Origin of the sequence: Citrobacter sp. TBCS-15 (assembly GCF_005280815.1) — a bacterium.
Lineage (GTDB): Bacteria > Pseudomonadota > Gammaproteobacteria > Enterobacterales > Enterobacteriaceae > Citrobacter > Citrobacter werkmanii.
The window spans coordinates 301,061-315,256 of record NZ_SZWK01000313.1; the positions used below are offsets into that span (position 1 = coordinate 301,061).

The 14,196-nt window shown below is 52.2% G+C and carries 15 protein-coding genes; 8 read left to right on the forward strand and 7 right to left on the reverse strand.

The annotated features are described in order from the left end of the window. Nucleotides 1-60 precede the first annotated feature (60 nt). From argT to hisP, 5 genes are all read left to right on the forward strand, one after another. Nucleotides 61-843: a lysine/arginine/ornithine ABC transporter substrate-binding protein ArgT gene (gene argT, locus FDW96_RS24335; RefSeq protein ID WP_006683634.1), complete on the forward strand. Its 783-nt coding sequence runs from the start codon at nucleotides 61-63 to the stop codon at nucleotides 841-843. 248 nt (nucleotides 844-1,091) lie between these two features. Further along, entirely contained in the window at nucleotides 1,092-1,874 is a 783-nt protein-coding gene (gene hisJ, locus FDW96_RS24340; RefSeq protein ID WP_003028120.1) for a histidine ABC transporter substrate-binding protein HisJ, read from the forward strand. A 185-nt stretch (nucleotides 1,875-2,059) separates the two neighbouring features. Then, nucleotides 2,060-2,746 carry a histidine ABC transporter permease HisQ gene (locus FDW96_RS24345; protein ID WP_038642334.1) on the forward strand — a complete coding sequence of 229 codons (687 nt, stop codon included), beginning with the start codon at nucleotides 2,060-2,062 and terminating at the stop codon, nucleotides 2,744-2,746. Then, nucleotides 2,743-3,450, forward strand: coding sequence for a histidine ABC transporter permease HisM (gene hisM / locus FDW96_RS24350; RefSeq protein WP_006683637.1), 708 nt, complete (start codon nucleotides 2,743-2,745; stop codon nucleotides 3,448-3,450). The genes FDW96_RS24345 and hisM overlap by 4 nt, the downstream gene beginning before the upstream one ends. 13 nt (nucleotides 3,451-3,463) lie before the next feature. Further along, a complete protein-coding gene (gene hisP / locus FDW96_RS24355) occupies nucleotides 3,464-4,237 on the forward strand; it encodes a histidine ABC transporter ATP-binding protein HisP (RefSeq protein WP_038642330.1) in 774 nt (257 codons plus the stop codon). 33 nt (nucleotides 4,238-4,270) lie between these two features. Here hisP and FDW96_RS24360 read toward each other — a convergent pair whose 3' ends face one another. The 4 genes from FDW96_RS24360 to yfcG all read right to left on the reverse strand — a co-directional run bounded on the left by FDW96_RS24360 (nucleotide 4,271) and on the right by yfcG (nucleotide 6,823). After that, nucleotides 4,271-4,786 carry a GNAT family N-acetyltransferase gene (locus FDW96_RS24360; RefSeq protein WP_072014720.1) on the reverse strand — a complete coding sequence of 172 codons (516 nt, stop codon included), beginning with the start codon at nucleotides 4,784-4,786 and terminating at the stop codon, nucleotides 4,271-4,273. 71 nt (nucleotides 4,787-4,857) lie between these two features. Beyond that, nucleotides 4,858-5,751, reverse strand: a complete 894-nt coding sequence (locus FDW96_RS24365; protein ID WP_137366469.1) for a TIGR01777 family oxidoreductase — start codon at nucleotides 5,749-5,751, stop codon at nucleotides 4,858-4,860. A 19-nt stretch (nucleotides 5,752-5,770) separates the two neighbouring features. Next, complete coding sequence (gene folX, locus FDW96_RS24370; RefSeq protein ID WP_038642324.1) at nucleotides 5,771-6,133, reverse strand: dihydroneopterin triphosphate 2'-epimerase; 363 nt, start codon at nucleotides 6,131-6,133, stop codon at nucleotides 5,771-5,773. Nucleotides 6,134-6,187: 54 nt separating this feature from the next. Then, nucleotides 6,188-6,823, reverse strand: coding sequence for a GSH-dependent disulfide bond oxidoreductase (gene yfcG, locus FDW96_RS24375; protein WP_042307078.1), 636 nt, complete (start codon nucleotides 6,821-6,823; stop codon nucleotides 6,188-6,190). Between the two features lie 134 nt (nucleotides 6,824-6,957). On the opposite strand from yfcG, the gene yfcF reads away from it, so the two are divergent. From yfcF to yfcD, 3 genes are read left to right on the forward strand one after another with little or no spacing between them, the layout of a single operon-like run. Continuing rightward, a complete protein-coding gene (gene yfcF, locus FDW96_RS24380) occupies nucleotides 6,958-7,602 on the forward strand; it encodes a glutathione transferase (RefSeq protein ID WP_061382116.1) in 645 nt (214 codons plus the stop codon). 55 nt (nucleotides 7,603-7,657) lie between these two features. Next, a complete protein-coding gene (gene yfcE / locus FDW96_RS24385) occupies nucleotides 7,658-8,209 on the forward strand; it encodes a phosphodiesterase (RefSeq protein WP_042307082.1) in 552 nt (183 codons plus the stop codon). Between the two features lie 56 nt (nucleotides 8,210-8,265). Further along, nucleotides 8,266-8,820: an NUDIX hydrolase YfcD gene (gene yfcD / locus FDW96_RS24390; protein ID WP_042307083.1), complete on the forward strand. Its 555-nt coding sequence runs from the start codon at nucleotides 8,266-8,268 to the stop codon at nucleotides 8,818-8,820. 56 nt (nucleotides 8,821-8,876) lie between these two features. Here the strand turns inward: yfcD and yfcC are convergent, their stop codons facing one another. From yfcC to ackA, 3 genes are all read right to left on the reverse strand, one after another. After that, complete coding sequence (gene yfcC, locus FDW96_RS24395) at nucleotides 8,877-10,397, reverse strand: putative basic amino acid antiporter YfcC (protein ID WP_042307085.1); 1,521 nt, start codon at nucleotides 10,395-10,397, stop codon at nucleotides 8,877-8,879. Between the two features lie 201 nt (nucleotides 10,398-10,598). Then, on the reverse strand, nucleotides 10,599-12,740 hold the full coding sequence (gene pta / locus FDW96_RS24400; RefSeq protein ID WP_042307087.1) for a phosphate acetyltransferase: 2,142 nt from the start codon (nucleotides 12,738-12,740) through the stop codon (nucleotides 10,599-10,601). 76 nt (nucleotides 12,741-12,816) lie between these two features. Then, on the reverse strand, nucleotides 12,817-14,019 hold the full coding sequence (ackA, locus tag FDW96_RS24405) for an acetate kinase (RefSeq protein WP_042307090.1): 1,203 nt from the start codon (nucleotides 14,017-14,019) through the stop codon (nucleotides 12,817-12,819). Nucleotides 14,020-14,196: the final 177 nt, after the last annotated feature.

The following is a 14,196-nucleotide window of genomic DNA, read 5'->3' on the forward strand; positions in this document are numbered from 1 at the left end:
GTCTGCAAACACACAACACAACGTAAAACATAATAAAATTACGCCACTTGAGGGTTATGTATGAAGAAGACGGTTCTTGCTTTGTCTTTGCTGGTAGGACTTTCCGCAACCGCGGCCAGCTACGCAGCACTTCCGCAGACAGTTCGTATTGGTACAGATACCACGTATGCACCTTTTTCCTCTAAAGATGCCAAAGGCGATTTCGTCGGTTTTGATATCGATCTGGGAAATGAGATGTGTAAGCGCATGCAGATCAAATGTACCTGGGTTGCCAGCGACTTTGATGCACTGATCCCGTCGCTGAAAGCGAAAAAAATTGATGCCATCATCTCCTCGCTTTCCATCACCGAGAAGCGTCAGCAAGAGATTGCCTTCTCAGACAAGCTTTACGCCGCAGATTCTCGTTTGATCGCCGCGAAAGGTTCGCCGATTCAACCGACTCTGGACTCCCTCAAAGGTAAACACGTAGGCGTACTACAAGGCTCTACTCAGGAAGCCTATGCCAATGATAACTGGCGCAGCAAAGGCGTGGATGTGGTGGCCTACGCGAACCAGGACCTGATCTATTCTGACCTGACGGCGGGACGTCTGGATGCGGCATTGCAGGATGAAGTCGCGGCCAGCGAAGGTTTCCTGAAACAACCGGCAGGTAAAGACTACGCTTTTGCCGGTCCTTCAGTTAAAGATAAAAAATACTTTGGCGACGGAACCGGGATTGGCTTGCGCAAAGATGATGCGGAGCTGAAAGCGGCTTTCGATAAAGCGCTGGGTGAACTGCGCAAAGACGGCACCTACGACAAAATGGCGAGCAAGTATTTTAACTTTAATGTCTACGGCGATTAATTCATCGACGTGGGGGCGTTGGCTGCACCATTGCGGGTAACCATTACGGTGCATTATAAATTCAGTGCACTGTTTTGGTGCCTTTATCGCTGACTTAATAAGCATGAGTGCATACTTAAGCGCTTTTCATGCAAATAAATACCGCCGACAAGGTAGAATGCTTTGCCTTGTCGGCCTGATTAATGGCACGATAACTGCACCTGGTCCTGTAAAGATCCCCTATAAAAGACAGTCTGTTGAGGATAGTTATGAAAAAACTGGTGTTGTCTCTTTCTTTGGTCCTGGCTTTCTCCAGTGCTACCGCAGCATTTGCAGCCATTCCGCAAAAAATTCGTATCGGCACCGATCCTACTTATGCGCCGTTCGAATCGAAAAATGCGCAGGGTGAATTAGTCGGTTTTGATATCGATCTGGCTAAAGAGCTATGCAAACGTATTAATACACAATGTACCTTCGTGGAAAACCCGCTGGATGCGCTGATCCCTTCGCTAAAAGCGAAGAAAATCGATGCGATTATGTCCTCGCTTTCCATTACTGAAAAACGTCAGCAGGAAATCGCGTTTACCGACAAGCTTTATGCAGCTGACTCGCGTCTGGTTGTCGCTAAGGATTCTGCTATTCAGCCGACCATTGAGTCGCTGAAAGGCAAACGTGTCGGCGTGCTGCAGGGTACCACTCAGGAAACGTTCGGCAATGAACACTGGGCGCCAAAAGGCATTGAAATTGTCTCCTATCAGGGACAAGACAACATCTATTCTGACCTGACAGCCGGGCGTATTGACGCCGCATTCCAGGATGAAGTTGCTGCCAGCGAAGGCTTCCTGAAACAGCCAGTTGGTAAAGATTACAAATTCGGCGGCCCGTCTGTGAAAGACGAGAAATTGTTTGGCGTGGGTACCGGTATGGGACTGCGTAAAGACGATAACGAACTGCGCGAAGCACTGAATAAAGCCTTTGCTGAGATGCGCGCCGACGGCACTTACGAGAAGCTGGCTAAGAAGTACTTCGATTTTGATGTTTACGGCGGTTAATCACCGCAGGTGCTGATAAAGCCCGTAGATTTTTGACGCGTTGAATTTATGCCTGATGGCGCTGCGCTCATCCGGCCTACGTTGATTTGTAGGCCGGATAAGGCAAAGCCGCCATCCGGCATTTAACGGTAAGTCTGAAATCAAAAGAGGCTTATTACTCCACCACACACGACAGGACAGGCAGCATGTTGTATGGCTTTTCAGGTGTTATTTTACAGGGCGCAATTGTTACGCTTGAGCTGGCTCTCAGCTCAGTGGTGCTGGCGGTTCTGATAGGTCTTGTCGGCGCGGCAGCAAAACTGTCGCAAAGCCGGGCGTTGGGGCTTATTTTCGAAGCGTACACCACGCTTATCCGCGGCGTGCCCGATCTGGTCTTAATGTTGCTAATCTTCTATGGATTACAAATCGCGCTGAATACCATTACCGATGCAATGGGGGTCAGCCAGATTGATATCGATCCGATGGTAGCGGGGATAATCACGCTCGGATTTATCTACGGGGCCTACTTTACGGAAACGTTCCGCGGCGCGTTTATGGCTGTGCCCAAAGGCCATATTGAAGCCGCGACGGCATTCGGCTTTACCAGTTCACAAATTTTTCGCCGCATTATGTTCCCGGCAATGATGCGCTATGCCTTACCGGGAATTGGTAATAACTGGCAGGTTATTCTCAAAGCCACTGCGTTGGTATCGCTGCTCGGTCTGGAAGATGTGGTGAAAGCGACTCAGCTTGCCGGGAAAAGTACCTGGGAGCCGTTCTATTTTGCCGTCGTGTGCGGGGTCATCTATCTGGTGTTTACCACAGTTTCTAATGGTGTGCTGCTGTACCTTGAGCGCCGCTACTCCGTGGGTGTGAAGAGGGCTGACCTGTGATTGAGATTATTCAGGAATACTGGAAGTCCCTGCTGTGGACCGACGGATACCGTTTTACTGGCGTGGCTATCACCCTGTGGCTTCTGATTTCGTCGGTGGTGATGGGCGGGATACTGGCGCTGTTTTTGGCGATTGGTCGCGTTTCCAGTAATAAATTTATTCAGTTTCCCATCTGGTTATTCACCTATATTTTTCGTGGGACACCGTTGTATGTACAGCTACTGGTGTTTTATTCCGGGATGTATACGCTGGAGATAGTCAAAGGAACGGACTTCCTCAACGCGTTTTTCCGAAGCGGGTTGAATTGCACCGTACTGGCGCTGACGCTGAATACCTGCGCCTATACCACGGAGATTTTCGCCGGGGCGATTCGTTCCGTGCCGCACGGTGAGATTGAAGCCGCGCGCGCTTACGGTTTCTCGTCATTCAAACTGTATCGCTGCATAATTTTGCCTTCCGCGCTGCGTATTGCGTTGCCGGCATACAGCAATGAAGTGATTTTAATGCTGCATTCCACGGCGCTGGCGTTTACCGCCACGGTGCCTGATTTGTTGAAAATCGCCCGCGATATCAACTCGGCAACGTATCAACCGTTTACCGCTTTCGGTATTGCCGCGGTGCTGTATTTGATTATTTCGTATGTCCTGATCAGTCTGTTCCGTAAAGCGGAAAAACGCTGGTTGCAGCATGTATCCTCTAAATAATTCGAGTAACACGATGTCTGAGAATAAATTAAACGTTATCGATTTACATAAGCACTACGGCGAACATGAAGTGCTGAAAGGGGTATCTCTGCAGGCTAATGCGGGTGATGTTATCAGTATTATCGGCTCGTCAGGTTCCGGTAAAAGTACCTTTCTGCGCTGCATTAACTTTCTTGAAAAACCGAGTGCTGGTTCCATTGTCGTCAGTGGGCAGAACATTGGTCTGGTGCGTGACAAAGATGGCCAGCTCAAGGTTGCGGACAAAAATCAGCTGCGTTTGCTGCGCACAAGACTAACCATGGTCTTTCAGCACTTTAATCTGTGGAGCCACATGACGGTGCTGGAAAACGTCATGGAAGCGCCGATTCAGGTACTGGGACTGAGCAAGCAGGAAGCCCGCGCACGCGCGGTGAAGTATCTGGCTAAAGTGGGTATTGATGAGCGAGCGCAGGGCAAATATCCGGTGCATTTGTCTGGTGGTCAGCAGCAGCGCGTTTCTATTGCGCGTGCGCTGGCGATGGAACCGGAGGTGTTGCTGTTTGATGAACCCACCTCGGCGCTTGACCCAGAGCTGGTCGGCGAGGTACTACGCATTATGCAGCAACTGGCCGAAGAGGGGAAAACCATGGTGGTCGTGACCCATGAAATGGGGTTTGCCCGAAATGTCTCCACGCACGTGATTTTTCTGCATCAGGGGAAAATCGAAGAAGAGGGTGACCCGGAGCAGGTATTCGGCAACCCGCAAAGCCCACGCTTGCAGCAGTTCCTCAAAGGATCGCTGAAGTAATTCAGTTGCCCGGAGGCGCCATGCTTTCCGGGCCTACCGCTTTAACGCATCGCACTCCAGGCGATAAACCCAGTCGTCGTGCGCGATCCCATTAATCTCATACGCTTTTTCCAGCACCTGCGTTCGTACAAAGCCTGTCTTTTCCAGAACACGTATCGAACCCTTATTCTCAGCCAGCACGTAAGCATTTATCGCCGTGACGCCAGCATGTTCAAAGGCATACTGGCACACCGCGCGCACGGCTTCGCTGGCAATACCTTTCCCTTGCGCATGTGGCATGATGGCGTAACCGAGGTCGGCCTCCTGCGGATAAAGATGACTTATTTGCAGACCAATATCGCCGAGCGGCGTCGGGTTGTTATGCTCGCGAATAACAAATGTGTGCTGTGCGGCAAGGCGTCTGGCGAATAACAGACGCGTATCCTTCGCCGGGGCGATATCGCCCATATAGCGCATGACTTCAGGGCTTTCACGTAGTCTCTGGAAAAATGACCAGTCAGAAAATTGAAACAAAGAGAGGGTAAGACGGGGAGTCGATATTTTTGCCATAACGTCGCCATTGCGGAAGTCAGATCTATAACCTTACCATCGCAACGGCGAATGTGAATAGCGCTTAGTAACTATTGGATAACATCCGCTAGCGCCTCTTCTAAATCGTACCAGCGAAACGCGAAACCGGACGCTTCCAGACGTTTGGGTAACGCCCGCTGTCCGCCGAGAACCAGCACGGAAGACTCGCCCATCAGTAGACGTATTACGCCAGCGGGAACGCGCAGAATGGCTGGGCGGTTTAAGGCATGGCCCAGCGCGTGGGCAAACTGCTCATTGTGTACCGGGTACGGTGAAACCATATTGAAGGGGCCACGCAGATCGTTATCCAGCAGCCAGATAATGCCGTTGACCATATCATCAATATGGATCCAGGCCAGATACTGGCGTCCGTTACCCATCGGGCCGCCTAAACCAAGACGAAATGGCGGGACCATTTTCCCCAGAATCCCGCCAGCAGAGGCCAATACCACGCCGGTACGCAACATACACACGCGGGTTTTGTCACTTTGCGCTGTGCTGGCAATTTGCTCCCAACGGGCGCACAGTTTATGGGTAAATTCGTTATGCGGCGGCTCTTCTTCCGTGACCACAACTTCGCCCAGATCGCCGTAGTAACCGGTAGCGGAACCGGATATTAACACCGCGGGCGGCGTCTCGCTGGCGTTGATTAAATCGACCAGTTTCTGCGTGATTCCCCAACGACTCTGGCACAGGCGCTCTTTTTGCTCAGCGCTCCAGCGCTTATCTGCAATAGGCTCTCCGGCAAGGTTAATCACGGCATCAATGCCATCGAGATTTTGCTGTTCTGCCAGCCCCTTCCATAACGTGACCCGAGAGTCGAGAATCTGACGCGCCTTATCAGGGTTACGTGTCACTACGGTTATCTGATGCCCCAGTTCGAACAGGCGGGGGATCAGATGACGTCCAATCATGCCAGTACCGCCGGTAATCAGAATCTGCATGTCGCCTCCCGGGTTACGTTTAGCGCTGCCAGCTCAGCGTCATGGATACTGAGTCGGCGTAACGCAATGCGTGAAGTTTATCGATCTCTACTTCAGCATAAGTGACCCAGTGATGTTCGCGTGCGATATCGAGCACATCTTGAGTTAATTTTTCTAATAGTGAGAAGCGGTTACTCTCCACGTGCGCAATGATGCTTTTGGTGATAGTGCGATAATTCAGCGCGTCGTTGATGTCTTCGCTGATACGGGCTTTGTCTGCCGGATAATGAATGGCAATGTTGATGACGATATCCTGGCGGTTAAGGATCTCCTCTTCTTTGATGCCGATAAAGGTGCGCAGACGAAGGTTTTTTATACGAATAATAGCGTCAGGTTGTGACATTGCAGGTTTCCTCCATGTATGAACCTATTCATGATACACGAGAATCGAACCGTGTTACCGCTTCTCACTCTGCGCTTGCTGCATGGCGCGTTCCGTGGCAGGCCGCGTACGGATGCGCTCATGCCAGTTATTAACCGCCGGGTAATTGTCGAGGTCGATACGCTGACGCTGGTGGGCATGAATCCATGGCCAGCAGGCTATGTCAGCAATGCTGTAGTGATCGCCCCCCAGCCAGGGGGAGGTTTCCAGACGTTTATTCATCACGTTGTACAGGCGCTGAGTTTCAACCTGGTATCTTTCAATGGCGTAGGGGATCGTCTGCGGGGCGTAATGACTGAAATGGTGATTCTGACCGAGCATGGGCCCCAGGCCGCTGACCTGCCAGAACAGCCATTGCAACGTGGTGTGGCGCTCACGTAACTCACCGCTCAGCAGCTTGCCGCTCTTTTCCGCCAGATAGAGTAAAATTTCTCCGGACTCAAACAGGCTGATCGGGCTTCCGCCGTCCTGCGGTGCATTGTCGATAATGGCCGGGATTTTATTGTTCGGCGAGATCTGCAGAAAATCAGGACGAAACTGGCTACCTTTGTTGATATCAACATGAATCAGACGGTATTGCAGCTGCGTCTCTTCAAGAAACAGCGTGATTTTGTGACCGTTTGGCGATGGCGTGTAATAGAGATCGATCATTTTCAGCGTCCGTTTTGTCATGAACCGGGTCATTACAAGTATAGAGGCTGTTAGCGTGCGTGAGTTTTCATCAAGTGACAGCGAGAGAAAGACTCTATATTTTGAAGGCAAGCCAATACACTTCAGAGGACGTTATGAGCAAACCTGCAATTACGCTGTGGTCAGATGCCAATTTTTTCTCCCCTTACGTGCTGTCTGTTTATGTCGCTCTGCAAGAGAAAGGACTACCTTTTACGCTGAAAACTGTTGATCTCAACAGCGGTGAACACTTGCAACCTTCATGGCAAGGTTATGCGTTGACGCGCCGCGTGCCGGTCCTGGAGATTGACGATTTCGAGCTGAGCGAATCATCAGCAATTACTGAGTTTCTGGAAGAGAGCTTTGCCCCGCCGCAGTGGGAGCGCATCTACCCACACGATGTGCAAAAGCGCGCGCGGGCTCGCCAGGTGCAGGCGTGGATCCGCAGCGATCTGATGCCTATTCGTGAAGAACGTTCAACGGATGTAGTTTTTGCTGGCGTGAAAAAAGCGGCGTTGAGCGAAGCCGGAAAAGCCAGTGCAGAAAAATTGTTCGCCACTGCGAGCAGTTTACTGAGCCACGGTAAACAAAATTTATTTGGCGAATGGTGTATCGCTGATTGCGATTTAGCGCTAATGCTTAATCGTCTGGTCCTTAACGGCGATGAGGTGCCAGAAGCGCTTGCGGAATATGCCACCTTCCAGTGGCAGCGCGCTTCCGTTCAGCGTTTTATCGCGCTTTCAGCGAAGCGTTCCTGCTGACCATCGAAGCGTAATCCAGTATCATTACAAGGTACTTTTCAACGAGGAGTGAGTGATGAAACTGATGTTCGCATCGGACATTCATGGTTCGTTGCCAGCCACGGAACGCGTACTCGAACTGTTTACCGCAAGCGGAGCGCAATGGCTGGTGATATTGGGTGATGTTTTAAATCACGGACCGCGTAATGCGTTGCCGGAAGGCTATGCGCCCGCGCAGGTTGCAGAGCGGTTGAATGAACTGGCAGCGCGGATTATTGCGGTGCGTGGCAATTGCGACAGCGAAGTGGATCAGATGCTCCTGCATTTTCCGATAACCGCGCCGTGGCAGCAAATTCTGACAGAAAACCAGCGACTCTTTTTGACGCACGGGCATCTTTTTGGCCCGCAAAATATGCCAGCGCTCAGCGCGGGAGATGTACTGGTTTATGGCCATACGCATCTGCCGGTTGCCGAGTTGCAAGGGGATGTCTATCACTTTAACCCCGGCTCGGTAAGCATCCCGAAAGGAGGCTTTGCGGCAAGCTACGGGATTCTGGATGATAATGTTCTCAGCGTCATGGCACTCAATGATCAAAGTGTTATTGCGCAGATCGAGATTAATCCGTAATTTACCCCACAAACATAAACGCGCCGTAAGAGCGCCAGAAAAAAGAAGGTTTCCTGATGGTGGAACAGCGTCATTTGGCAAGTACGGAATGGGTGGATATTGTGAACGAAGACAACGAAGTCATCGCACAGTCCAGCCGGGAACAAATGCGGGCGCAGCGCTTACGCCATCGTGCGACGTATATCGTGGTGCACGATGGTATGGGCAAAATTCTGGTTCAGCGTAGGACTGAGACAAAAGACTTTTTGCCCGGCATGCTGGATGCCACCGCTGGCGGTGTTGTTCAGGCTGACGAGCAGCTACTGGACTCAGCGCGCCGTGAAGCGGAAGAGGAGTTGGGGATTGCGGGCGTGCCGTTTGCCGAGCACGGTCAGTTTTATTTTGAAGACCAGAATTGTCGCGTCTGGGGTGGGCTGTTTAGCTGTGTGTCCCACGGACCGTTCGCGTTACAGGAAGAAGAGGTCAGTGAAGTTTGCTGGCTTACGCCGGAAGAAATTACCGCACGCTGCGACGAATTTACGCCGGACTCTCTGAAAGCGCTGGCGCTGTGGATGACCCGCAACGCCAAGAATGAAGGGGCAAAAGCCGAAAAGCAGGAAGAAGCCGAGTAACGTCTGCTCATCCGGCCTACAGCGTCGAGAAATCATGTAGGCCGGGCAATCATTTTTTAATGGTAACCCATTATCTGCGCACCAATCACCACCACGCTGGACATAATAAACAGCAGGCCTAACAGCGTGGCACCTACTTTCAGCCAGTTACGAAAATCCACCCGACAAACGCCTAACGTTGCCATCAATGATGCCGACGTCGGATAGATAATGTGGCTGAATCCGTCGCCAAACTGGAAGGCCAGTACGGTGACCTGACGGTTTACGCCAACCAGATCGCCCAGCGGCGCTAATAGCGGCATGGTCAATGCAGCCTGGCCAGAGCCGGACGTAACGAAGAAATTAAATACCGCCTGGAACAGCAGCATAAACCATGCAGCGATAGCGTTATCCAGCCCGCTGATACCGTTGGCAATACTGTGCAGCAGGGTATTTAATACGCTGGCTTCGCCCGCCTCTCCGTTACCGACCAGCAGTAATATGCCCTTGGCGAAACCGACCAGCAGGGCGGGAGCAATCATCATTCGCGCACCTTCAGTGAAGGAAGATGCCATGACGTTGACCGTCATACCGTTGAGACGGAACACCACACCGATGATGCCAATCACCAGTCCCATCGTGAAGAACTGGCTGGCGATCTCAGGAATAAACCACGCGTTGACGATAACGCCCCAGACGACCCAAATCATCACCGCGGTCAGTACCAGCAATACCAGCCAGTCGCCCAGCGTGAAGCGTCGTTCTACAACCTCGTCCTGCTGCTCACGAAAGAAGCGGTCGGACTCATGTACCCGGGAGAGAAGCGGATTTTTTTTGATGCGCGCTGCGTAGGCCAGGGTGAAGGTCAACCCTATCAGGGTCGCAACGACCCATACTACGATACGCAGACCGGAACCAGAGAGCACCGGGACACCTGCAATACCCTGCGCGACCACCACGCAGAACGGGTTCATCCATGAACTGGCAAAACCAATTTGGGTAGCGATATAGGTGACCAGCACGGTGGTGATACTGTCGTAACCTAAGCGTACCATCAAAGGCGCAATGATAATGGCAAAAGCAACCGCCTCTTCGCCCATGCCAAACACCGCGCCGCCTAATGAGAAGAGAATAAACAGCACCGGGATAAACAGAACTTCGTTACCCCGCGTATGACGAATGAGCGCCAGAATGCCATTATCAATGGTTCCGGTACGCATAACGATGCCAAATGCGCCGCCAATCACCAGCATAAACATGATGATACCAACCGCCGTGCCGAACTTAGAGCCGGAGGTTAACCCTTCAAACGGAAAATTCATCAGGCCGGGGCGTTCATCTCCGGTGGTGAAAAACTGCACCCGGTGATACTGCTCTTCACCCGCGTCGTTGGTCAGAATACGAAAAGAGTGGGGGTCAACAACTTTACGGGTTTTGGTTTGCCCATCAACCTGATACTGCACTTCCTGGCTGTCGAACATCCCGACCGGAACTACCCATGTCGCCAGGCTGGTTAAAATGGCGACGAAAAAAATAATCACCAGCGTATCGGGCATCGCCCATTTTTTGGCTGGCTGTGATTCTGTGACTGCTGACATGAAAGACTATCCCTGTTGCAATGCAAAAGAGAGTAAGTATGCAAACAGAAGAATAGTTATTCATTGATGCAGCGCATCCAGGCAAATGTTTCAGAATTTACAAAAGAAAAAAACGGATATAAAAAAACCGGAAATATCAGCTATTTCCGGTTTGATAAGCAGAAGCGTTACCGGATAAGAGATCCGGCACACTGCAGCAAATTACTGCTGCTGGGAAGACTGGATCGCGGTCAGGGCGATGGTATAGACGATATCGTCTACCAGCGCGCCACGGGACAGGTCGTTTACCGGCTTGCGCATACCCTGCAGCATTGGCCCGATGGAGATCAGGTCGGCAGAACGCTGTACCGCTTTGTAGGTGGTGTTACCGGTGTTCAGATCCGGGAAGATGAACACGGTAGCGCGACCTGCAACCGGCGAGTTCGGCGCTTTGGATTTCGCTACGTCAGCCATAACTGCGGCGTCGTACTGCAACGGACCGTCGATCATCAGGTCAGGACGTTTTTCCTGCGCCAGACGAGTCGCTTCGCGAACTTTCTCTACGTCGCTACCTGCACCAGAGGTACCGGTGGAGTAGGAGAGCATCGCAACGCGCGGTTCGATACCGAAGGCGATGGCGGATTCAGCGGACTGAATGGCGATTTCTGCCAACTGTTCAGCAGTTGGATCCGGGTTGATCGCACAGTCACCGTAAACGTAAACCTGTTCCGGCAGCAGCATGAAGAACACGGAAGACACCAGAGAGCTACCCGGCGCAGTTTTGATCAACTGCAGCGGTGGACGAATGGTGTTTGCGGTGGTGTGAACGGCACCAGAAACCAGACCGTCAACGTCGTCCTGCTCCAGCATCAGGGTACCGAGAACCACGTTGTCTTCCAGCTGTTCGCGGGCAACGGTTTCGGTCATGCCTTTGTTCTTACGCAGCTCAACCAGGCGAGCAACGTAGCTTTCGCGAACCACATCCGGGTCAACGATTTCTACGCCAGCGCCCAGCTCAACGCCCTGAGAGGCCGCAACGCGGGTGATCTCGTCCGGGTTACCCAACAGAACGCAGGTAGCGATACCGCGTTCAGCACAGATAGCAGCCGCTTTAACGGTGCGCGGTTCGTCGCCTTCCGGCAGAACAACACGTTTGCCTGCTTTACGCGCCAGCTCGGTCAGCTGATAACGGAACGCCGGTGGAGACAGGCGACGGCTGCGCTCAGAGGTCGCGGTCAGAGATTCAATCCAGTCAGCGTTGATGTAGTTAGCAACGTATTCCTGAACTTTTTCGATGCGCTCGTGATCGTCAACCGGAACTTCCAGGTTGAAGCTCTGCAGGCTCAGAGAGGTCTGCCAGGTATTGGTGTTCACCATGAATACCGGCAGGCCGGTAGCGAATGCACGTTCGCACAGTTTGTTGATGCGCGCGTCCATTTCGTAGCCGCCAGTCAGCAGCAGAGCACCGATTTCTACGCCGTTCATAGCTGCCAGACATGCTGCAACCAGCACGTCAGGACGGTCGGCAGAAGTCACCAGCAGAGAACCTGCGCGGAAGTGCTCCAGCATGTGCGGAATGCTGCGTGCGCAGAAAGTCACAGACTTCACGCGGCGGGTGTTGATATCGCCTTCGTTAACGATGGTGGCGTTCAGGTGACGCGCCATATCGATTGCACGGGTAGCGATCAGATCGAAGCTCCATGGCACCGCGCCCAGAACCGGCAGCGGGCTGGATTCTTGCAGTTTAGCCGGATCAACTTTGATCACCTGCGCTTTGGAAGAGTCGTCGAAAATCTCGGACAGATCCGGGCGAGTACGGCCCTGGTCATCAACCGGCGCGTTCAGTTTGTTAACGATAACGCCAGTGATGTTGGTGTTTTTCGCGCCGCCGAAGCTGCTGCGAGTCAGTTCAATACGCTCGTTCAGCTGTTCCGGAGTATCGGTGCCCTGAGACATCACGAAGACGATTTCCGCGTTCAGCGTTTTCGCGATTTCGTAGTTCAGAGACTGCGCGAACTGATGTTTACGGGTTGGGACCAGGCCTTCAACCAGTACGACTTCAGCATCTTTGGTGTTCGCGTGGTAATTCGCGATGATCTCTTCCATCAGCACATCTTTCTGATTACTGGACAGCAGAGATTCAACGTGGCTCATCTTCAGCGGCTCAGCAGCTGGCAGGTTAGAGTTCGCACGAACGATAGTAGTAGTCTGGTCTGGCGCATCGCCACCGGCACGAGGCTGAGCGATTGGCTTAAAGACGCTCAGACGAACGCCTTTGCGTTCCATAGCGCGGATCACGCCGAGGCTGACGCTGGTCAGGCCGACGCTGGTTCCGGTAGGGATCAGCATAATAATACGGGACACGGTTTATCCTCTTTCGTTACCGCCCATTTCAGGCGGGTTACAAAACAGCACCGCCAGCTAGGCTGGCGGTGTGAAATCAGGCAGTCAGACGGCTCGCGTCTTGCGCGATAACCAGTTCTTCGTTGGTTGGGATAACCACCGCAGGACGGGTACCTTCTTTGTTGATGAAACCAGATTTGCCGAAACGTGCGGCCAGGTTACGTTCGTGGTCAACTTCAAAGCCCAGAACGCCCAGTTTGCCCAGAGACAGTTCACGAACCATCGCTGCGTTTTCACCGATACCACCGGTGAAGACAACCGCATCCAGACGACCATCCATCAGCGCAGTGTAAGAACCGATGTACTTCGCCAGACGGTGGCAGTAAACGTCCATTGCACGTTTAGCGTCTTCTTTGGTTGCGTAGTTATCTTCAACATAACGGCAGTCGCTGGTGACTTCGGTCAGACCCAGCAGGCCGGACTCTTTGGTCAGCATTTTGTTGATCTGGTCAACGCTCATGCCCAGGGTGTCGTGCAGGTGGAAGATGATCGCCGGGTCGATGTCACCGGAACGCGTACCCATCACCAGACCTTCCAGTGGGGTCAGACCCATGGAGGTATCAACACATTTACCGTTACGGATAGCAGATACAGAACCGCCGTTGCCCAGGTGGCAAGTGATGATGTTCAGTTCATCAACCGGTTTGTTCAGCATTTTTGCCGCTTCCTGAGTAACAAAGAAGTGGCTGGTACCGTGCGCGCCGTAACGACGAACGCCGTGTTCTTTGTACAGGCTGTACGGCAGAGCATAGAGGTAAGACTCTTCCGGCATAGTCTGATGGAACGCGGTGTCGAATACAGCCACGTTTTTGTCTTTCAGGCTTGGGAAGGATTTCAGCGCTTCTGCGATACCGATCAGGTGAGCAGGGTTATGCAGCGGTGCGAAAGAGGCAGAATCTTTGATGCCCTGGATAACAGAATCATCGATAACCACAGAGCTGGTATACTTCTCGCCGCCGTGTACGATACGGTGACCGATAGCGGTCAATTGCGCAGACAATTCTGGTTTTTGTGCCAGAATAGTGTTAACGATAAAGTTCAGCGCTTCACTGTGAGCGGCGCCTGCACCTAAAGCCGCTTCTTGTTTACCGCCGTCCATTTTCCACTTGATGCGTGCTTCTGGGAGATGGAAACATTCGGCTAAACCAGAGAGGTATTCTTCACCGTTTACTGCATCGATGATGGCAAATTTCAGTGAGGAGCTACCGCAGTTCAGAACCAGTACTAACTTACTCGACATGGAAGTACCTATTTATGATACGTGGCTAAAAAAACGTCAGGGAGTCATAGAGCGTAGCGCATGATGACACCGACGTTTATGATTAACATCATGCGCCAGAGTCTTTTTGGGCACGATGGAATAAATACCTTTGAGTCTATGTCATTTTGCGTATTTTTCAGCCAGTGGCATACTGTA